At 68.7% G+C, this 18,804-nt stretch carries 20 protein-coding genes, 1 tRNA gene and 1 pseudogene; 9 read left to right on the top strand and 13 right to left on the bottom strand.

What is annotated here, in order from left to right; genetic code table 11:
• Positions 1-90 precede the first annotated feature (90 nt).
• Complete coding sequence (locus ACFVM3_RS39010) at positions 91-429, top strand: hypothetical protein (RefSeq protein WP_378444843.1); 339 nt, start codon at positions 91-93, stop codon at positions 427-429.
• Here ACFVM3_RS39010 and ACFVM3_RS39005 read toward each other — a convergent pair whose 3' ends face one another.
• From ACFVM3_RS39005 to ACFVM3_RS38965, 9 genes are all read right to left on the bottom strand, one after another.
• Entirely contained in the window at positions 430-1,518 is a 1,089-nt protein-coding gene (locus tag ACFVM3_RS39005; RefSeq protein WP_378444844.1) for a zinc-binding dehydrogenase, read from the bottom strand. It abuts the gene before it with no gap.
• A complete protein-coding gene (locus tag ACFVM3_RS39000; protein ID WP_378444842.1) occupies positions 1,518-1,808 on the bottom strand; it encodes a putative quinol monooxygenase in 291 nt (96 codons plus the stop codon). The genes ACFVM3_RS39005 and ACFVM3_RS39000 overlap by 1 nt, the downstream gene beginning before the upstream one ends.
• Positions 1,805-2,398, bottom strand: coding sequence for a glycerol-3-phosphate responsive antiterminator (locus tag ACFVM3_RS38995; RefSeq protein WP_125785062.1), 594 nt, complete (start codon positions 2,396-2,398; stop codon positions 1,805-1,807). Before ACFVM3_RS38995 ends, ACFVM3_RS39000 begins: the two co-directional genes overlap by 4 nt.
• A gap of 18 nt (positions 2,399-2,416) precedes the next feature.
• Positions 2,417-3,979 carry an FAD-binding oxidoreductase gene (locus tag ACFVM3_RS38990; protein ID WP_378444841.1) on the bottom strand — a complete coding sequence of 521 codons (1,563 nt, stop codon included), beginning with the start codon at positions 3,977-3,979 and terminating at the stop codon, positions 2,417-2,419.
• Positions 3,976-5,646: an FAD-dependent oxidoreductase gene (locus ACFVM3_RS38985; RefSeq protein WP_378444840.1), complete on the bottom strand. Its 1,671-nt coding sequence runs from the start codon at positions 5,644-5,646 to the stop codon at positions 3,976-3,978. Before ACFVM3_RS38985 ends, ACFVM3_RS38990 begins: the two co-directional genes overlap by 4 nt.
• Before the next feature lie 32 nt (positions 5,647-5,678).
• Positions 5,679-7,154 carry an FGGY family carbohydrate kinase gene (locus ACFVM3_RS38980; protein ID WP_378444839.1) on the bottom strand — a complete coding sequence of 492 codons (1,476 nt, stop codon included), beginning with the start codon at positions 7,152-7,154 and terminating at the stop codon, positions 5,679-5,681.
• Positions 7,154-8,524, bottom strand: a complete 1,371-nt coding sequence (locus ACFVM3_RS38975) for an MFS transporter (protein ID WP_378444838.1) — start codon at positions 8,522-8,524, stop codon at positions 7,154-7,156. The genes ACFVM3_RS38980 and ACFVM3_RS38975 overlap by 1 nt, the downstream gene beginning before the upstream one ends.
• 232 nt (positions 8,525-8,756) lie before the next feature.
• Positions 8,757-9,689: a LysR family transcriptional regulator gene (locus tag ACFVM3_RS38970; RefSeq protein ID WP_378444837.1), complete on the bottom strand. Its 933-nt coding sequence runs from the start codon at positions 9,687-9,689 to the stop codon at positions 8,757-8,759.
• 52 nt (positions 9,690-9,741) lie between these two features.
• Positions 9,742-10,278, bottom strand: a complete 537-nt coding sequence (locus ACFVM3_RS38965) for a DinB family protein (protein WP_378444836.1) — start codon at positions 10,276-10,278, stop codon at positions 9,742-9,744.
• Positions 10,279-10,331: 53 nt separating this feature from the next.
• On the opposite strand from ACFVM3_RS38965, the gene ACFVM3_RS38960 reads away from it, so the two are divergent.
• The 6 genes and pseudogenes from ACFVM3_RS38960 (at position 10,332) to ACFVM3_RS38935 (ending at position 14,758) form a co-directional block, all read left to right on the top strand.
• Positions 10,332-11,105, top strand: coding sequence for an aminotransferase class IV family protein (locus ACFVM3_RS38960; protein WP_378444835.1), 774 nt, complete (start codon positions 10,332-10,334; stop codon positions 11,103-11,105).
• Between the two features lie 35 nt (positions 11,106-11,140).
• A pseudogene (locus ACFVM3_RS38955) lies at positions 11,141-12,144 on the top strand (methyltransferase).
• A gap of 33 nt (positions 12,145-12,177) precedes the next feature.
• Positions 12,178-12,978, top strand: coding sequence for a metalloregulator ArsR/SmtB family transcription factor (locus ACFVM3_RS38950; protein ID WP_378444834.1), 801 nt, complete (start codon positions 12,178-12,180; stop codon positions 12,976-12,978).
• Between the two features lie 5 nt (positions 12,979-12,983).
• Entirely contained in the window at positions 12,984-13,583 is a 600-nt protein-coding gene (locus ACFVM3_RS38945) for a dihydrofolate reductase family protein (RefSeq protein ID WP_378444833.1), read from the top strand.
• A gap of 151 nt (positions 13,584-13,734) precedes the next feature.
• Positions 13,735-14,358 carry a nucleotidyltransferase domain-containing protein gene (locus ACFVM3_RS38940; RefSeq protein WP_378444832.1) on the top strand — a complete coding sequence of 208 codons (624 nt, stop codon included), beginning with the start codon at positions 13,735-13,737 and terminating at the stop codon, positions 14,356-14,358.
• Between the two features lies 1 nt (position 14,359).
• Positions 14,360-14,758, top strand: coding sequence for a hypothetical protein (locus ACFVM3_RS38935; protein ID WP_378444831.1), 399 nt, complete (start codon positions 14,360-14,362; stop codon positions 14,756-14,758).
• 25 nt (positions 14,759-14,783) lie between these two features.
• On the opposite strand, the gene ACFVM3_RS38930 is transcribed toward ACFVM3_RS38935, so the two are convergent.
• Positions 14,784-14,857 (bottom strand) — tRNA-Leu (locus ACFVM3_RS38930).
• A gap of 125 nt (positions 14,858-14,982) precedes the next feature.
• Here ACFVM3_RS38930 and ACFVM3_RS38925 point away from each other — a divergent pair.
• Entirely contained in the window at positions 14,983-15,204 is a 222-nt protein-coding gene (locus ACFVM3_RS38925) for a DUF3618 domain-containing protein (protein ID WP_005165704.1), read from the top strand.
• Positions 15,205-15,207: 3 nt separating this feature from the next.
• Here the strand turns inward: ACFVM3_RS38925 and ACFVM3_RS38920 are convergent, their stop codons facing one another.
• Together ACFVM3_RS38920 and ACFVM3_RS38915 are read right to left on the bottom strand one after the other, a co-directional pair.
• Positions 15,208-15,618 carry a hypothetical protein gene (locus ACFVM3_RS38920; protein WP_199745356.1) on the bottom strand — a complete coding sequence of 137 codons (411 nt, stop codon included), beginning with the start codon at positions 15,616-15,618 and terminating at the stop codon, positions 15,208-15,210.
• Between the two features lie 233 nt (positions 15,619-15,851).
• Positions 15,852-16,409, bottom strand: a complete 558-nt coding sequence (locus tag ACFVM3_RS38915; protein ID WP_378444830.1) for a TetR/AcrR family transcriptional regulator — start codon at positions 16,407-16,409, stop codon at positions 15,852-15,854.
• A gap of 122 nt (positions 16,410-16,531) precedes the next feature.
• On the opposite strand from ACFVM3_RS38915, the gene ACFVM3_RS38910 reads away from it, so the two are divergent.
• A complete protein-coding gene (locus tag ACFVM3_RS38910) occupies positions 16,532-17,992 on the top strand; it encodes a flavin-containing monooxygenase (protein ID WP_378444829.1) in 1,461 nt (486 codons plus the stop codon).
• Between the two features lie 72 nt (positions 17,993-18,064).
• Here the strand turns inward: ACFVM3_RS38910 and ACFVM3_RS38905 are convergent, their stop codons facing one another.
• Complete coding sequence (locus ACFVM3_RS38905) at positions 18,065-18,535, bottom strand: helix-turn-helix domain-containing protein (protein ID WP_125673724.1); 471 nt, start codon at positions 18,533-18,535, stop codon at positions 18,065-18,067.
• Between the last annotated feature and the right edge of the window lie 269 nt (positions 18,536-18,804).

The raw sequence follows: 18,804 nt of genomic DNA, 5'->3' as shown, positions 1-18,804 counted from the left end.
CTCCTTCACTACCTTGAGGGTAGGGAAGGAGGCCTTCACGGACTTCCGGTTCGTGGCACGATGGCCGGATGACGAACTTCCGAAAGGGCCATGCCGCGTAGAGCGCCCGCGCGAGTCCGGCGAGAGCTGCGGCTTCGTCACCCGGCCGAATCCGGTGAGGGCTTCTCGCCCGCCCTCGCCGCCGAGCTCGCCCGGCTCGAACGTTCGCGGAACTATCTCGGGCCCGGCGCGATCCGGACCGCGCTCCGCCTCTGGCGAGAGTTCGTCGCGAACCCGTACCGGCGGCTTCGGGTCGACAGCGAAGGCTGCGGTGTCTGGGAGTGCTGCGGTGATCCCAGGCAGGCGAGGGAGATGCTCGAAGGCGTGCTTCTCGCTCTGCCGGCGAGACTCGCCAAGGAGTTTCGGAGGCACATCGATCTCGAACCCTGATCAGGAGAAGGTGACGACCTGCCGCACCGCGGCGCCCCGCCGCAGCCGGTCGAAGCCCGTGTTGATCTCCTCCAGTCCGATCCGGTGCGTCAGCAACGCCTCCACGGGCAGCAGCCCGGCCCGGTAAAGGGCGATGAAGCGGGGGATGTCGCGCCGGGGGACGCACGAGCCGAGGTAGCTGCCGCGCAGCGTCTTCTCCTCGGCCACCAGGCTTTGCGCGGGCAGCGCGAGTTCGGCGGAGGGGTCGGGAAGGCCGACGGTGACCGTGGTGCCACCGGGCCGGGTCGCCCGGTAGGCCTGGTGCAGGGCGGCGACCACGCCGGTGGTGTCGACGGCGTGATCGACACCGCCGTCGGTGAGTTCCTTGATCGCCTCGACGTCGCCGTCGAACGCGTGGGTGGCGCCGAGGGATACCGCCAGTTCACGCTTTTCGGCCACGAGGTCCACAGCCACCAGGGTCGCCGCGCCGGCGGCTTTCGCGGCGAGGAGCGCGGCGAGGCCGACGCCACCGAGACCGAACACGGCGACGCTGTCTCCCGGCCGTACATCGGTCGCGTTGAAGACGGCGCCGGCGCCGGTGAGCACCGCGCAGCCGAAGAGGGCCGCGACGTCGAACGGCAGTGTGTCGTCGACAGCGACCACCGAACGCGCCGAGACGACGATGTGCTCGGCGAACGCGGAGACGCCGAGGTGGTGCCCCGGCCGGTCGTCGGGGGAAGACCAGCGGGTACCGCCGCCGAGCAGGGTGCCGTTGCGGTTCGACTCGGCCGCCGGACCGCACAGGGCGGGCCGTCCGATGAGACAGGAGCGGCAATCGCCGCAGGAGGGCACGAACGACAACACGACATGCTCCCCCGCCGTGAAGCCGGTGCCCTGCCCGGCCTCGACCACCTCGCCCGCGGCCTCGTGTCCGAGGACCATCGGCAGCGGCCGGGGCCGCGAGCCGTCGATCACCGACAGATCCGAGTGGCACAGACCGGCGGCCCGCACCCGCACGAGCAGCTCGCCCGGCCCGGGCGGCTCCAGCGTCATCGTCTCGATCTTCAGCGGGCGGCCGACTTCACGGAGGACCGCGCCCCGGACCCGCATCACCGTTCGCTCCCGGCGGGGACGCAGGTGGTGACCTGGCGTTCGGACAGCAGCGGCACGGCCTCGCCGAGCACGATCCGCCGGAAGTGCTCCGACTCGCAGTGCGCGGTGAAGTCCTGTTCGGACTCGTACTCTTCGACGATCACCACCACTCCGTCCTCGGTTCCGGCGTGGACGGTGTAACTGAGACATCCGGGCTCATGCCGTGAGGCGGCGGCCATCGGCTCCAGCAGTTCGAGGACGCGGCCCCGGTGCGCGGTCACGTACCGGGCCACCACGACGAAACTCATTTTTCTCCTGCGCTCAGCTGGGACCGGGTCAACGACCACAGCCCCGAATCGGACGACGCGGCGCCCAGTGCGCCCATCGCGAGGGAATGCGCCACCCCGGACCGGTCGGTGACGAAACCGGCCGCCACGAACGGCGACATGACTTCGCGGGCCTGCGCCGACATCCAGGGGATGATCGGCGCGGGCATGAGCTCCACCAGGTCGGGGCGGCTGCGTTTCACCGCTTCCAGGCTGCGGTTCAGATTGGACCGGTCGGTGACGAACACCTTGTGCATCGTGAGCATCGACAACGTGCGCGCCCGTTCGATCGGGGCGACCCGGGTGCTGACCACCCCGGTCGCCCCGATCTCCTGGAGGAAGTCCACGCCTCCGCGATCGGTGGCGAGGCCGGGACAGGAATCGATGTTGACGAAGAGGACCTTCTCGAGTCCTGTCAGAACCGGCACGATCTTGGCCAGCTGCCCGACCGGGACCGCCGCGAGGATGCCGACGCGGGACGCCGAGTTCGCGAAGTCGCCCACCTTGGCGGTGCCGACCACCGACGCGCATACCGGGACGTCCGCGAACGCCGCCGTGATCCTCTCGTTCATACGGTCCACAGTGGTCGATCAGCTCGTGGAGTCAAGGGGGTTCGGCCCGAAGTCACTGGGCAGCCCGAGTTTGCCCGGGTTGAGCAGGCCCTGCGGATCGAGGGTCCGCTTCACGGCGACGAAGGTGTCGAAGCCCGTGCCGAGCGTGTCCGCGAGGTACGGTCCGCGAAGCAGACCGGAACCGTGGTGGTGGCTCAGCGCGGCGCCGTTGCGCACGAGCACGGCATTGGCCGCGTCCCACGCCGAGCGGTACCAGTGCCGCCGCTTCTCCGGCTCCACGTCGCCGCGCAGCGAGAAGTACAGGCAAGCGCCGTCGGTGTAGGCGTGGGACTGGTGCGCGGACGCGGCCAAGGTGCCGGGAACGGCCTTGATCGCGGCCACGACCTCGTCGTAGATCACGGGCAGCGCCGACCACGGGCCGGCCATCTCGAGGGTGTCGGCGACGAAACCCGGGCCGGGGGTGAATCCGTCGGCCGACTTGCCGACCAGCATCCGCTCGTCCAGCCAGCGCTCGAAGAGGGCCTCACCGTCCAGTTCGGACCCGGTCGCCGCGCAGACCTCTGAGCTGACGCGGAGCATCGCGTCGACCAGCACCGGGTCGCCTTCGTCGGCGATCAGCAGCAGGTTGGTGTCCGGCAGGCCGAAATGCGTTCCGCTCTCCAGCTTGTCGTAGAGCCGCATCGCGGCCGGGGTCGCGCCACGCTGCATGATCAGACGGCACGCCTCCAGGCCCTCGGCGAAGGTTTCGAAACCGTAGGCGACGGCTTTGGCGTAGCCGGGCAGCGGATGGGTGCGCAGCCGCACGGAGGTGATCACGCCGAGCGTGCCCTCCGAACCGACGAACAACTGGCGCAGGTCGGGGCCGGTGGCGGCGCGCGGGTAGTCGCCGAACCGGGCGAGCGTGCCGTCGGCCAGCACGACGTCGAGGCCGACCACCATGTCCTCGATCTTCCCGTAACGGGTGGAGAGCTGACCCGCGCCGCGGCAGGCCACCCAACCGCCCACAGTGGACAGTGCGAAGGCGGAAGGCCAGTGGCCCGTGGTGGCACCGTGCGTCTTCTGCAGCTCGGTTTCGAACAGGTCGCCGAACATCCCGGCCTGCACGTCGACGATCTGGGAGTCCGCGTCGAAGGACAGGATCCGGTTCAGCCCGCAGACGTCCAGCACCACCCCGCCGAAGACCGGGAGCGCCGCGCCGGTGACGTTGCTGCGCCCGGCGGACACGGTCAGCGGCACCCGGTGCTCACGGCACAACCGCACCACGGCCTGGACCTGCTCGACCGTGCTCACTTCGGCGATCACCGCGTCCGGCGTCGCGGGGTTTCCCGCGGTCTCGCCGATCATCGAACCGGCCCACCAGTCACGGGTGCGCAGCACGACCTCGTCGTGATCGGTGTGCACCGCGTCCGCGACGCCCCGCAGCGACTCGGTCAGCGCGGCGGGCACGGCGACGGTGGTCGTCTGCAACGAGGCCGCGCCTTGGCCGGGCGGGGTGCGGTCGCCCCAGCGCGGCGGCGTCGGCGCGCCGACCACGTACTTGCCCCGGTTGAACGGGTGGTCGATGGCCTGGCTGCTGATCATGCGTTGTCTCCCAACAGAATCGACTTCTCCCGGGCGACGTCCGCCCGATAGTCCTCCACTTGCGCGGCCACGGTTTCCGGCGGCAGTCCGAGTTCTGCGCCGAGCAGTTCGCCGACGAGCGGCGCGGCCTCGGCGGAGGCGTCCCTGGCGAACAACCGCAGCCGGGTGCGCCGGGACAGCACGTCGTCCACCGAACGCGCCATTTCCGACCTTGCCGCGAACACGACCTCGGCCTTGAGATGCGGCTGGCCGGGGACGAGCGGCTCGCCGAGCGCCGGGTCCTCGTCGACGAGTTCGCTCACGAAACGGGCTTCGGTGCCGTAGCGGCCGCCGAGATGCGCGGCGATCCCGCCGGTCGCCGCGGTGGCCTCGGCGTCGTATCCGGCGCCGCCGAGCAGAGGCAGGTTCTTGGTGCGGCAGCGGGCTTTCCGGTCCAGCAGGCCGAGCGCCTTGTCGACTACGAGCTCACCCATATGCCTGCTGGTGGTGAGTTTGCCGCCGGTCACGGTGACCATGCCCGAGGCGACGGTGATGTGGTGATCGCGCCGCATGTCGAGGGTGGTGCCCTCGGAACCGCCGACGAGCGGCCGCAGACCCGCGTAGCTGCCCAGCACGTCTTCGGGGCCGAGCTTGGTGTCGAAGGCGATCGTGGCGCCTTCGAGCAGGAACTCCATCTCGTCGCGGGTGCAGTGCACGTCGTCGGTCGGGCCGTCGTAGTCCGTGTCGGTGGTGCCGACGACGACCACATCACCCCAGCGGGTGCACGTCGCCCGCCTCGCCCGGCCCGGGATCGGGACAGTCACCGTGCAGTCGTTGCGGATCTTCGACCACGGCAGCACGATGTGGACGCCCTTCGCCGGGCGCACCTGAGGCCGATGGCCCGCGGAGGCCATGCCGTCGACGCTGTCGGCCCACACCCCGGTCGCGTTGACGACCACGCGGGCCCGGACGTCGATCCGCTGGCCGTCGGCTTCGACCGTCGCACCGGTCACCCGTCCGCCGGCGGTGCGGAGACCGGTCACCCCGGCGCCGTTGACGACGACCGCGCCGAGCCTGGCCGCGCTGCGCACGATCGCGAGGGTCAGCCGGGCGTCGTCGGCGCGGCTGTCGTAGTACATCAGCCCGCCGCGCAGATGGTCCGCGCGCAGCGTGGGGGCGTGCGCCAGCACCTCGTCGACCGTGAGCCGCTGGTGCAGTTTGCCGATCCGCCAGCCGCCCGCGAGGTCGTATGTCCACAAGAGACTCTCGAAGGCGCGGGCGATCCTGGCGTCGAAAACGCCGTCCTTCGCCAGGATGGGGAACAGGAAGGGCAGGCGCTGCACCAGATGCGGGGCGTTGCGGCGGAACCGCTGGCGCTCCAGCAGGGAATGCCGGACCAGATCGAGGTTGCCCTGCTCGATGTAGCGCAGCCCGCCGTGCACCATCTTGGACGATTTGGACGACGTCCCCGAGGCGAAGTCGTCCCGTTCGACCAGCGCGACCGACAGGCCGCGGGAGACGGCGTCCAGCGCGGTGTAGGCGCCGGTGATCCCGCCGCCGATCACGAGCAGGTCGAACTCGCCGGTGTCGAGTCCGGTCAGCGCGGTGCGACGGTCCAGCCGCAATAGCGCCGAAGGGGTCGCTCCCGCGACGACGGCGTTGGGCCGCCGGGACGGCAGTGTGAACATCGAAAAGCCTTTCCGATCAGAACAAGGGGTATTCACGACAGCGAAACGGCGAGCACGTCTTGCCAGCGCGCCCGCAGTTTCAGCCGGTCGGTTTCGGCCAGGCCGGGTTCGAAGATCCGGTCCGGGGGCCGGTGGGCCACCGCGTCGGCCAGCGACGGCCACAACCCGAGCCGTGTGCCGGCGAGATAGGCGGCGCCGCGCAGGCTGGCGGTCGCCGAATCCGCCACCCGCTCGATGGCGAGACCGGTGAAATCGGCCTGGCTCTGGAGCAACGCGTCGCTCGCGGCCAGACCGCCGCCCACCCGCAGATGCGTCATCGGCCGGTCCATGGTCGTCCGCAGGGCGTCGACGGTGTCGCTCACCGCGTGGGCGATCCCGTCGATCACCGCGCGTGCCAGGACTTCCCGTGTGGTGGCCAAGCTCAGCCCGGCCAGCACACCGCGCGCTTCGGGCCGGAGCACCGGCGTGCGCATCCCGGCGAGTGTCGGCACGAACCAGGTCGCCTCGCCACTCGGCTGGGTCGCGGCGAGCGCGCTGATCTCGGCCGCCGAGGTGAACAGGCCGAGATCTTCGGTTAGCCAGCGCAAAGCGGAGCCGGTGGTCGAGGTGTAGGCCTCCAGGCTGAACCGGCTATGGCCGCGGCTGCGCCAGGCGACCAGGCACAGCACGCCGTCTAGTCCGCCCACCGCCTCGGGCGGTTCGTCACCGGCCAGCGCGCCGACGAACGTGCCGGTGCCGTGGACGCAGGTGCCCTGGCCCGGCGACAGCGCGCCGAGCGCGATCAGAGAGGCGTGCTGATCGCCCATGACCGCCGCGATCGGCACACGGATGCCGAGCAGTTCCGGGTCCGTGTAGCCGTAATCGCCGTCGTCGTCCTGGGGCGGCGGTGCCAGCTCGGCGGGAAAGCCGAGTGCTGCCAACCATTCCTGGTCCCACGCGTGCTCACGCAACCGATATCCGCCGAACGCGACGGCGTTGGTCGCCGAGATCGTGAACCGCTCGCGACCGCTGAGATGCCACACCAGCCAGGTGTCGACGGAACCGAACAGCACGCGCTCCGCCGGGACGTCGAGCCGCTCGAGTTGCCGTGCCGCCCACAGGAACGGGGCGCGAGTCCCCACCGGACGCCCGGTCGACGGCCACAGGTACCGGTCCCACTCCGGAGCGAGCTGCGCCAGCTCCGCGGCGTAACGGCTGTCCTGCCACACCACGGCGGGGGCCAGCGGACGCCCGGTCTCCCGGTCCCACAGGACGGCCGTCGCCCGCTGGGTGCAGATCGACATGCCCTCGATCTCGACGCCGTTCTCGGCCGCCCACGCCACCGCTTGACGGGCGACGTCGAGGGTCCGGTCCAGCAGCTGCATGGCGTCCTGTTCGACCTGCGCCGGTTCGGGGTGGCTCACGTCGATGGAGGTGTAGAAGGAAGGCCCGCACCGGCCGTCCTCGCCGACGACGGCCGCCCTCGTGCCGGTGGAACCCTCGTCGACGGCCAGGATCCCGCGCCGCATCAGGCGCTCCCGAGCTTGAGGTCGATCGTCTCGTCGTCGGGGTCGATCCCGCTGCGGGTGGGGTCCCAGCGGACGATCAGGCACGAGACCAGGCCGAGGAACGGCACCACCGCGAGCAGGGCGATCGTCGGCCCCAGGCCCATCGCCTCCTTGATCTGCGGGAACACGTACAGCCCGATGACACTGCCGAAGCTGCCGAGCATCCCGGTCACCCCGGTGCCGAGCGTGCGGATGTCGCTGCGGTAGGACAGCGCCGCGATCGACTTGCCGTTCGCGCCCGGGCCCGCCGAGTGGAAGAAGATGAACAGGAACGGGAGCAGGAAGCCGACGGCGATGGGCAGCTTCCCGAAGCCCAGCCCCATCACCAGCAGGATGGCGAACGCGAACGCGTAACCGATGGCCGAACTCGTCCGGAGCCCGATCTTCCTGCCGACGTACGCCGACAGCGCGCCGCCGATGATCCCGGCGATGTTGAAGATCATCGAACCGAGGGTCGCGGTCTGGAACGCCTGCCCGAAGATCGCCAGGCTGATCACCGGGAGGTACCACCCGACGGCGAAGTACTGCATCGACTGCGTCAGCGAGATCGCCGTGGACAGGAAGGTCCGCGGCAGATACGGCTTGCGGAACAGCACGCCCGCGTGCCGGAACCCGATCTTCTGTTCCGTGGCGGGATCCGGCCCGCTGCTCGCTCCGGGGGTCACCTGGAAACCGTAGATCCGGCGGAGGCTGACCGCGGCCTCGGCGAGCCTGCCCTTGGCCGCGAGCCACGAGGGGCTCTCGACGAGGAACGCCAGTTGCAGGACCAGCAGCGCGATCGCGAAGACACCGGCCGAGCCGACGGACCACCGCCAGATCCCCACCCCGGCGTCGAGGTGGAAGAACACCAGCGTCAGCCCCAGGTTCACGGTGGTGGCGACGTACCAGACGGACTGCCAGAGGTTGAGCCGTCCGCGCAGTTTCGCGGGGGTGTACTCGGCCAGCATGGCCATGGCCACCGCGAAGTCGATGCCGTAGGCGACACCGACCAGGCCGCGGCCGAACCACACTTCGGCGAAGCCGCCAGCCGTCGCCGTCAGCACGGCTCCGATCGCCGCGATCGCCTTGGCGGCGATGAGCGGTTTGACCCGCCCGATGCGGGCGGCAAGCCAGCCGCCGATCGGGTTGAACAGGATGGCGACCGCGGGCGCGGTCGCGGTCAGCACGCCGACCTGGGTGGAGCTGAGACCGAGTTCCTTGATCATCGGCGACAGGCCCGCGCCGAGCGCGGCGTTGGAGTAGGCGTCCAGGAAAAGGCCGCCCAGCACGAGATACCACAGCAGATTCGCCTTGCGCGGCAGCCTCGAAAGGCTGTTGATCAGTGCTGCCACGTGGGAAACGTTCGAGATCGAGCCTGTCGGGCTGAGCGTCGATGAACTCATGGACCGCCAACTTTCTGCGCTGGCTGTCAGCGATCCGACACAAAAAAACAGACACGACGAAGACCGCTGACAGTGGCTCTTCGTCTGTGCCTGTCTGAAGGGAGAAGAGTAGATCCCGATCCGCGGCCCGTCAAGAAGCTGTCCTGTCCGGCCACAAAGGACACTCGAGCGCGAAGATCCACTACCCGGCGCTCATCGCCTCCCGGTCCGACACCGGAAGCCACTGCCGCTCCGGATCGAACGGCCGGTACGCGGCCCGGACGTGCTCGATCAGCAGCCGCAGCGTCGGATGCCGGTTCTCGAGCCGCCACAGCAGGGAGAACGGGTACACCGGCGTCGGGTCGACGAGCGGGATCTGGACGACGTCCGGATGCCGGGGCACGTGCATCTTCGCGCCGACGAAGCCCAGCCGGTCCTTCGACTCGCCGATCACCTCGATGTGGTGTTCGAGACCGAAGTTCGGGCCGTCGGTGTCGATCAGGATGCCGAACTCCGGGCACAGTTCCTGCCAGAATCCCGCCCATTCACCGGCCCGTGCGTTGTAGGGCATCCACGCCGTCGAACCGGCGAGTTCCGCCATCGCGACCCGGCGCCGCCGTGCGAGCGGATGCCGCCGTCCGACCAGCAGGTCCGCCGGTTCCAGATAGGCGGGAGTGCGGCCGAACGCGGGATCCGGCACGGTGCTGACCCTGGCGAAAGCGGCATCGACGGACTCGGGCAGCAGGGACCGGCGTACCGCGCCCAGCCCTGGCGTGACGAGCTCCAATTCGTCGTCGTGTTCGGCGTGGAACGCTCGGATGACCTCCATGGTCGCCAGTCGCGTGCCGAGGACGTCGACGCGCAGCGCCCGTCGCCTGCCGTGGAGGCGTTCGACGGCCTGGTCAGCGAGGCTGATCAGCGCACGGGCGTGCTGCAGGAACTCCTCGCCGTCTTCGGTCGGCTCGGCACCGCCGCGAGTCCGCGACAGCAGCCGTACCCCGAGATCCGACTCGAGTTTCGCGACGCGTTTGGAGATCGCCTGCTGGCTGACCTCCAGCCGGATCGCCGCCTCGCTGAAGTACCGGTCGTCGGCCACCGCGACGAATGCCCGCACCGCGCCAAGGTCCAGCTCCACTGTGCTCCTCGGTTGGTACACAAAGGACAGAAACGGTGTACGCGCTCGACGCTTATCCGGTCGCCGTCAGGTCGATGCTTCCTGGCGAGCTGCGCCGCAGCAACCTGAGCTGCCCGATCTCGGACACGTTCTTCATGAGTTCGGCGTTCACCCAGGCGACCGTGTGGGCGAAGGTCAGCCCGGCGTCTTCGCCCCACGGATAGGCGGACGGCGCGTCGAGGTCGGCGTCGGTCAAGCGAGCCAAGACGGCCAGCCACTCTTCGTGAAGACCACGAAGCCATTCGACGGTGGATTCTTCGCCGGGCCAGGTGATCTCCTCGCGCTCGCGCGGAGTCCGTCCGTTCGCGTGATCCAGCGCGACACTCCACCACCAGCCGATATGCCAGGTGAGCCAGGCGATCGTGGGGACCGGGACGGGATCGGGTTCGGTGTCGGCCCAGTCGGGAGTGCCGTCCGGCCGGATCGTCCAGCAAAGAGCCGACGGCTCCCAACGGAAATCCGCCGGTTCGAGGCAGGCGAGATGGTATTCGAACAACGACCAGGTCAGATCGAACTGCCAGCGCGACAGCTCGGCACGCGATGCGGACACCCGCGGATCCTTCCTCCGGGACAGGGCGGCCGCAACCGGTTTACGGTGCGAACATGAGTGCATCTGTCGCGCAGCTGAACGGCCGGACGGCGACCGTCGAGGAGCTGGCGCCGCTCGCCTTCGCCGGTTTCGCGCACTTCACGGCCATGCAGGTGCGTGACGGCCGTGCGCGCGGTCTCGACCTGCATCTGGACCGGCTCCGGGTCGCCTCGCTGGAGCTGTTCGGCGACGCCCTGCCCGACGACCGGATCCGTTCGTACGTGCGGAAGGCGATCGAGTCCGGCCCGGCGGATGTCTCCCTGACCGTGACGATCCACCAGCCGGGGGACCTCGAAGTCCTGGTGCGCACCCGGCCGCCGGCGTCCGGTCCGAAGGGGCCGCTGGCGCTGACGGCCGTGGACCACGAGCGTGCCCTCCCGGCCATCAAGCACACCGGCGAGATGGCGAAGTCGTACTTCCGGCGGCGGGCCATCGGCGAAGGGTTCGACGACGCGGTGTTCGTCGACCGCCGGGGAAGGCTGAGCGAGGCGACGATCTGGAACCTCGCGTTCTGGGACGGCGATACGGTCGTGTGGCCCGACGCCGACCTGTTGCGGGGAACGACGATGGGCATCGTCCAGCGGCGGCTGGGCGCACTCGGTGTGCCGCAACGGGTTCAGGAGGTCGCGCTCGCGGACCTGCCGGGGCTCGGCGGCGCGGTGGTCATGAACTCGTGGACGCCGGGGATCGCGGTGCGCCGGATCGGCGCGACACCACTGCTGTCCGCCCCGGCGTTCGTCGCGGCACTGCACCAGGCTTACGAAACAGAACCGCTCACGCGACCTTGAAAAGTTGCTTGACCGCGCTGCCACAGTGAATCTTCGTGACGGACCACGACGACAGAAACGATCTCCTCCGGCTGGCCGGGCTGGCGACTCCGATGGCGCTGCGGGTCGCCGTCACCCTCGGGCTGCCGGACCGGTTGTCCGGCGACGGCGCGGCCGCCGGTGACCTGGCGGCGGAACTCGGCCAAGCGCCGCTCGCGCTCGATCTGCTGCTGGGCCATCTGACCACCCTCGGCGTCCTCGAACGGACATCGGCCGGCTACCGCACCACCGGCTATGGGGCGAAGCTGCGTGCCGACGCCGGAAACGGGCTCGCCGGGCTCCTGGACATGAACGCCGCCGGCGGGCGGGGCGAGCTGGCGTTCGTCGAACTCGGCCACAGCATCGCCACCGGCCAGGCGGGGTACATCCGCCGCTACGGCAAGGACTTCTGGACCGATCTCGCCGAGCGGCCCCAGCTCCGGGAGACGTTCGACCGGCAGATGACCCAACGGTTCCTGACGCAGGTGCCGAGGATCGTCGCCGGGTTCGACTGGTCCCGGTTCGGCACGCTCGTCGACGTCGGCGGGGGTCACGGCAGCCTGCTCGCCGCGATCCTGGCGGCCAATCCCGTGATGCGCGGTCATCTCGTCGACCTCGCGCCCACCGCGGCGGCCGCGGAAAAGGAACTGCGCGCGCAGGGTCTCGAAGACCGGATCGAGGTGACCGCGGGCAGCTTCTTCGACCCGCTCCCGGCCGGTGCGGACGCCTACCTGCTCTCGGACATCCTCCACGACTGGGACGACGAGCACGCCCATCGCATCCTGGCCCGCTGCGCCGAGGCGGCCGGGCCCGGATGCCGGGTCCTCGTCATCGAGGCGGTCGGCGGGCTCGGGCCCAGACCGAGTGGGACCTGGTCATGCTCGTGCTCTACGGCGGTCGCGAGCGGCGTCTCGACGAGCTTCGCGAGCTCGCCGCCGCGCACGGGCTGGTCTTCGACTCCATCACCACGCTGACCGAGGAGCGAAGCCTGCTGGAGTTCCATCGCGAAGATATTCCTTGACAAGAATATTCTGCTGAGTGAATACTTCTGGGCATGGAGCAGATCGCAGCAGCACTGGGAGATGGAGCGAGGCAGCGCATCGTCGAGCTTCTCGCCGAGAGACCCCGGTCCGTCGGTGAGCTCGCCGAGCTGACCGGCCTGCGGCAGCCGCAGACCACCAAGCACCTGCAGACCCTCGCCCGCGCCGGCCTAGTGACGGTCTTCCCGCTGGGGCAGCGCCGGGTCTACGCGGTCGAAGCGGGCCCGCTGAAGGACTTCGAAGGGCGGCTGCGGGCGCTGATCGCGACCATCGAGGCGAACGAGGGCGAGCGAGATGTCCTCACGCGCTATCAGGCCGCGATCTCCGCGGACGCCGCGTCCGCGAAGCGGGACCGGTGGGCGGACGGGCGGGCGTTCTCGTTCGACCGCCTGCTCGCCGCGTCGCCGGACGACGTCTGGCGGCATTGGACCGAGCCCGCGCTGCTCGCGTCCTGGTGGGCGCCGCCTTCGATGACCGTCACCGACTGCGTCATCGAGCCCCGGGCCGGGGGACGAGCCGTGCTCGACTACCGCGACGCGGAAGGGCGGTATCGCTCCGCGGGCGAGGTCCGCGCGGCGACCGAACCCGAGCATCTCGAGTTCGACCTCTCGGTGCTGGACGCCAAGGGGGACACGTTCTTCACCGGGCACTACGACCTGAAGTTCACCGAGGCGCCGGGCGGGACCCGGCTCCGGCTCGACCTGCGCATCACCGAAACGACCGTCGAGGCGGTCCCCTTCATCGCCGGTATCGAAACCGGCTGGGGACAGGTGCTCGACAACCTCGCAGCTCAACTCACTCAGGAAAAGGACTGAACGACATGACGAACCCGACCGGCCGCCGCGTCACCGCGAACATCAGCCTCACCCTCGACGGCCACTGCAGCGGCCCCGGCGGCCCCGCCGACATGGGCGCGATCGTCTCGTACGCCACCACCGACGTCGCCCGCGCTCACCTCGCCCGCATTCACGAGAAGGCGACCACCGCGGTGCTCGGCAGGCTGAACGCCGAAGGCTTCCTCAGCTTCTGGCCCACCGTCGCCGCCGACGAAAACGCCGACCCGCGCGACCGCGCCTACGCGAAGTGGCTCAGCGACGCGGAAAAGGTGGTCTTCTCGACGACGCTGACCGAAGCGCCCTGGGAGCGCACCCGCGTCGTGAACGCCCCCGTCGCCGAGGTCATCGCCGACCTGAAGGCGGACGGGGAGGGCGACATCCTGGTCAACAGCAGCGCGAGCGTCATCAAGGCCTTGCTCGAGGACGACCTGATCGACCGGCTGTACCTGATGATCTGCCCCGAGATCACCGGCGGGGGGCGACGGCTGTTCGCCGACGGCCTGCCCGCGTCGAAGTGGACGCTCGCTTATCAGGAGGCCGGGGAGCTGGGGGAGATGGCGCTGGTCTACGACCGGGTGCGGTGATCCACGGCTCTCGTGAGTGGTTACGACGGTTCTAACCGTCCTGGCCACTCGCGAGACGCCTGCATCAACTATAAGACGGGTAAGTGGACTATAGTAGGGGTTCCAGTACAATAGTTCGGACTTGCCGGAATGTTTTCAGGGAGCGGGGACCGTGGACTTGAGCCGGCCGTTGATGACGGTCACCCCCACGCTCGATGGCGACGTCCTCGCCGTCCTCGCCGACCATGACGGCATCTTCACGACGGGACAGCTGCATCGCCTTTTGGTGCGGCATTCGGAGGAGGGGATTCGCAAAGTGCTGCGACGCCTGGTGAAGCAGGGTGTCGTGGTGTCCGGCAGGGTCGGCAATGCCTTCACGTACCGGCTCAACCGTGACCATCTCGCGGCGGAGCACATCATCGGGCTCGCCCAGATCCGGAGGACACTCCTGGAACGCATCGAGGACCGTCTGGAGTCGTGGGAGGTCCCGCCGGTGTACGCCGCGGTATTCGGCTCGGTGGCACGCGGCGAGATGACGGAGGACAGCGATCTGGACCTTCTGCTGATCCGGCCTGACGATGCCGACGATGACCGATGGGAAGCCCAGGTCCACGAATTGGCGGCCGAGGTGACCCGCTGGACCGGCAACGACACCCGTCCGCTGGAGTTCACCGAGGCCGAACTCGCCGAGCGTGCCTGCGACGAGGTCGTGCTGCGTGATGTGGCGCGAGACGGGCTCACCGTGGCCGGAAGCCGGGCTTGGCTGGCCAGTCATCTGCGAACGAGAAAAGGCTGACTTGAGAACCAGACAGTGCGACGCGAGCGTCCAGCGGGGGCGTCTGCACAAGGCGAACCAGTTCAGTGAGGCGGCGGACATGATTCGCGACCTCGCCGACGAGCACGAAGACATCGCCGACGCGTACGTGACCTTGTGTGTCCACGCCGGCATCGCCGCGTCCGATGTCATCTGCTGTGCCAGGCTGGGCGAACACGCGCAAGGTGAGAACCACGACGAAGCGATCGGCTTGCTCACGCGGGCGGACAGGGAAATCGCGAAGCACCTGAGAACGCTGCTCAAGCTGAAGACCAAGGCGGGTTACAGCCACACCCCCGCCACAGCGGATGAGTTCAAGCGCGCGGGCCGAGCGGCTCAGACGCTGGTCGAAACGGCTCGCCGGGTGGCCACCGCACGCTGATGGCACGGGACTCGAGCAGGATGGGTGGGCCCGGAGAGACTCGAACTCTCACTGGCACGGACCTAAACCGTGTGCCTCTGCCAATTGGGCTACGGGCCCCCAGTACTGCCCCGAAATCGTAGCGTGCGACACGATCGGCGTTTCTCGGCGTGGCCGGTGCCACCGCGAGGGGTGGCGTCCTCTAACGTGGGCTTCCAGCAAGTCCGTCGCGGCGAGGAGGACACGTGGCTCGCGATCCCGAGACCATCGAGCGTGAGATCGAGCAGGCCAGGAACGCGCTGGTCGCCACGCTCGACCAGCTGGGCACGAAGGCGAACCCCGCGAAGCTGGTGGATTCCGCGAAGACCGGTCTGCGCGCGAAGCTGGACGAGCCCAAGGTGAAGTACCCGCTCATCGGCGGGGCTGTGCTGATCGGCGTGCTGCTGATCCGCAAACTCCTGAAGTAGGTCTCAGGAGGTCTGAGCCGCCTTGGCGGGTGTCTTGGCGGGCTCGGACTTCTCCTTGGACTTCGCCTCGTCGACGGCCTTCGGGAGTTCCTTGCCCTGGGGCACCGGGGGCTTGCCGCCGGTCTTCTCCTTGGCTTTGCCGTTCGCCGGCGGAGGAACCTCGAGCGGTTCGATCTCCGGAAGCGTGAGCCTCGCCGTCATGTAGGCGGCCGTGAACTCGAGGGCGCTGCCGTTGAGCAGGTGCACCACCGTCGAATGTTCCGGCGGGGACAGTTTCTCGACCAGCTGGTCGGCCCGGTCCCGTGCCGCGATGATGCCCGGCGCGCGGCCGGTCAGTTCCTTGCCGGAGCCGCTGACCGTTATCTTCCAGTCGTCGTCCTCCTGGACGTACGACGCGGTGATCGGTTCGGTCATCCGCCTCACCCCTCTCCTCGCGAGCAAGCGTCACTCAATGGACTCCGTCACGCCGCCGTCATGACGCCACTTTCGGGTGGTGGCGCCCCCTCCTGACGGAGGTCGCGACTGTCCATCAGACTTTCTACAGTGTCATCGATACAGTAGGACAACTCTGTGTCACAAGACACTGGCGGCAATGTGCTCTGAGTGACGACCGAATGGCCTAATGCACGAGCATCTTCACAGTCGTTTCAGCGGGCCCGCGCGGACAGGCCTGACCAGAGGACGTCCATGGCGTATCCGGTCGCCGTTTCGGGGCTGACGTCCTCGTGGCGTTCGCACCAGATGGCGAGCCTCTCGCACGCGCCGACGACGAACTCCGCGGACGCCTCGGCGCGGAGGTCGTCCCCCGCGTCGAAGTAGTCACCCATCAGTGCGGCGATCAGGTCGGTCTGCTGGCGCCGGGTCTGCTCGATCTCGTCCGCGGCGCCGGTCCCGATCAGCGCCATCTCGTGGCGGAGCAGTGACCAGGCCTGCCGTCGTTCCCTGATGAAGACGAAAAAGGCGAGCAGGCCGCGACGCAGCGCGTCCTCGGCGGACGTCGCGCCGACAGTCGCCTGTTCGGTGACCTCGCGCAACGCCGCTCGCGACTGCTGGATGCAGGCCAGCAGTAGCCCCTCTTTCGAGTTGAAGTACTCGTAGAGCATCGGCTTGGAGACCCCGACGCGTTCCGCGATGTCGTCCATCGACGCCGCGCTGTAGCCGCGTTCGGCGAAGACTTCTTCAGCGATCTCGATCATCTGCCGCATTCGCTCTGCTTTTGGCATGCGTTTGCGCTTCGCCGTCGTCACCACAACACTCTACCGAAGGTAACCTACTTCGAGTAAGGTGAACTCCCGGTAACAGGTAAATCGAACGAGAGGTCGGGGTCATGGGCAACCGCACCGAGACCGGTGTCGTCATCGTCGGAACCGGCTTCTCCGGGTTGGGCATGGCCATTCAGCTGCGCAAAGAGGGCCGCGAGGACTTCGTCATCCTGGAGAAGGCCGACGACGTGGGCGGCACGTGGCGGGACAACACCTACCCCGGCTGCGCCTGCGACATCCCCTCGCATATGTACTCGTTCTCGTTCGAGCAGAACCCCGGCTGGTCCCGCGCGTACTCGCCGCAGCCGGAGATCTGGCAGTACATGCGCGACGTCGCCGCGAAGTACGACCTGCACCGCTTCATCCGCTTCGGCCAGGAGATGACCGGCGCCCGCTGGGACGCGGACGAGAACCGCTGGCACGTCGCGTCGAAGTCGGGGGACGAGTTCGTCGCGCCCGCGCTGGTCGCCGGGGTCGGCGCGCTGCATCTGCCGCAGATCCCCAAGCTGCCCGGTATCGAGCGGTTCCAGGGCAGGGCGTTCCACTCGGCGCGGTGGGAGCACGACTACGACCTCACCGGCAAACGCGTCGCCGTGGTCGGCACCGGCGCGAGCGCGATCCAGTTCGTGCCGCGGATCGCGAAGGACGTCGCCGAGCTGACGCTCTTCCAGCGGACGCCGCCGTGGATCATGCCGAAGCCGGACCGTGCGATGCCGGAAGCGCTCCGGAAGACGTTCAGTTCGGTGCCGCTGCTGCAGCGTGCCTTCCGCAACGTCCTCTACTGGGGTCTCGAAGCCCGCGCGATCGGCTTCAACGGCCAGCCGTGGGTGATGAAGATCGGCCAGCGCATCGCGAAGCGCAACATCCACAAGAGCGTCAAGGACCCGGAGCTGCGCCGGAAGCTGACGCCGGACTACACCATGGGCTGCAAGCGGGTCCTGGTCTCCAACGACTACTACCCGGCGCTCGCGCGGGACAACGTCGACGTCGTCACCGACGGCGTGAAGGAGGTCCGCGAGCACAGCGTCGTCGACGGTGCCGGTGTCGAGCACGAGGTCGACGCGATCATCTACGGCACGGGATTCCACGTCACCGACGCCTTCGACGACCTGGAGATCATCGGCCGGGACGGGCGCAACCTCGGCAAGGAGTGGGCGACCGAGGGGATGCGGACGTACCAGGGCATCACCGTGTCCGGGTTCCCGAACCTGTTCTTCCTGCTCGGCCCGAACACCGGGCTGGGGCACAACTCCGTGGTGTTCATGATCGAAGCGCAGATCTCCTACGTCGCGCAGGCGCTGCGGCTCGCCCGTGGCAAGGCGCTCGACCCGCGGCCGGAGGCGCAGGAGCGCTTCAACGGCGAAATCCAGCGCAAACTCGCCAAGGGCATCTGGACCCAGGGCGGCTGCAAGAGCTGGTACCTCGACGCGAAGGGTGTGAACCGCACGATCTGGCCGGGCTTCACCTGGCGGTACTGGCTGGACACCCGCAAGGTGCGCCGCGAGGACTACGAACTGCTCGGCTGAGCCGAAAGAAGGGGGAGGTCCGTGAAAGCCAAGATGGGGGGCATGGCCTTCACGGACCGGGGAACGCCGCGCTCATGAGGGGTTGAGCCGGCGAAGCCTTCCGATGAGATCGACGGTGGGGATGCCGCAGAGCTCGGCCATCCGTTCCAGCGCCGCGAGATCGAGATGGACTTCGGCGGAGCCGTTGTCACTCGACCGTTTGAGCCGGTCGTCCGCCCACCGTCGCAGGGGGAGCAGTTCGTCCTGCTCGTCCTTGATCACCTGGCGCAGGTCGATCCGGACCCGGCCCGGTTCGTCCACGAACACCCGGCGATGCACCTTGGCCAGCAGATCCTGTGGCAGCTCGTCCATCGCGACGCACAGTTCGACCAGCCGCACCACGGAACAGTGCCGGGTGCCCAGCTCGTAGGTCGCCAGCGTCTGGAGCGAGATCTCGCTCTGCAGATGCTGGTTCAGTTCCTTGCGTGTCCAGCCACGTTTACGGCGGAGCTTGCGGAGCTCGTCTCCGAGTATCCGCTGATAGCTCTCAGCGTCGATCAGCACTCCCCATCCCCTGCCTTGCCAACCTTCTCCACCGCCCGCCCCGTGTGACAAAACCGGGAACGAGCGCGCTCACGTGTATGAAAGTCGGCAGGGCCGCCGCTCTTACGCGGTTTCGGGGGTGCTTTTCCGAGAGATTTTTGCCCGCTGGGCCGAATGGGTGAAGGAAAGCCGGGTGGAGGGGCCGTTTCGGTGGCCTTCAGGGCTCATCCGGCCGTGGGGGGGGGGGGGGGGCGGGCAGGGGCAAGAGTACGAGGTGGAGTTGGTAGAAA

Source organism: Amycolatopsis sp. NPDC057786, from assembly GCF_042797905.1.
In the GTDB taxonomy this organism is placed as follows: domain Bacteria; phylum Actinomycetota; class Actinomycetes; order Mycobacteriales; family Pseudonocardiaceae; genus Amycolatopsis.
This window is presented reverse-complemented; position numbering and strand designations above follow the sequence as displayed.

Bases quoted from the DNA above. Each gene is read 5' to 3' on its own strand.
- ACFVM3_RS38980 (WP_378444839.1), bottom strand. From the start codon at position 7,154: ATGCGGCGCGGGATCCTGGCCGTCGACGAGGGTTCCACCGGCACGAGG.
- ACFVM3_RS38990 (WP_378444841.1), bottom strand. From the start codon at position 3,979: ATGATCAGCAGCCAGGCCATCGACCACCCGTTCAACCGGGGCAAGTAC.
- ACFVM3_RS38995 (WP_125785062.1), bottom strand. From the start codon at position 2,398: ATGAACGAGAGGATCACGGCGGCGTTCGCGGACGTCCCGGTATGCGCG.
- ACFVM3_RS38985 (WP_378444840.1), bottom strand. From the start codon at position 5,646: ATGTTCACACTGCCGTCCCGGCGGCCCAACGCCGTCGTCGCGGGAGCG.
- ACFVM3_RS38915 (WP_378444830.1), bottom strand. From the start codon at position 16,409: ATGCGGCAGATGATCGAGATCGCTGAAGAAGTCTTCGCCGAACGCGGC.
- ACFVM3_RS38960 (WP_378444835.1), top strand. From the start codon at position 10,332: ATGAGTGCATCTGTCGCGCAGCTGAACGGCCGGACGGCGACCGTCGAG.
- ACFVM3_RS39010 (WP_378444843.1), top strand. From the start codon at position 91: ATGCCGCGTAGAGCGCCCGCGCGAGTCCGGCGAGAGCTGCGGCTTCGT.
- ACFVM3_RS38920 (WP_199745356.1), bottom strand. From the start codon at position 15,618: ATGACCGAACCGATCACCGCGTCGTACGTCCAGGAGGACGACGACTGG.
- ACFVM3_RS38910 (WP_378444829.1), top strand. From the start codon at position 16,532: ATGGGCAACCGCACCGAGACCGGTGTCGTCATCGTCGGAACCGGCTTC.
- ACFVM3_RS38945 (WP_378444833.1), top strand. From the start codon at position 12,984: ATGACGAACCCGACCGGCCGCCGCGTCACCGCGAACATCAGCCTCACC.
- ACFVM3_RS38950 (WP_378444834.1), top strand. From the start codon at position 12,178: ATGGAGCAGATCGCAGCAGCACTGGGAGATGGAGCGAGGCAGCGCATC.
- ACFVM3_RS39000 (WP_378444842.1), bottom strand. From the start codon at position 1,808: ATGAGTTTCGTCGTGGTGGCCCGGTACGTGACCGCGCACCGGGGCCGC.
- ACFVM3_RS39005 (WP_378444844.1), bottom strand. From the start codon at position 1,518: ATGCGGGTCCGGGGCGCGGTCCTCCGTGAAGTCGGCCGCCCGCTGAAG.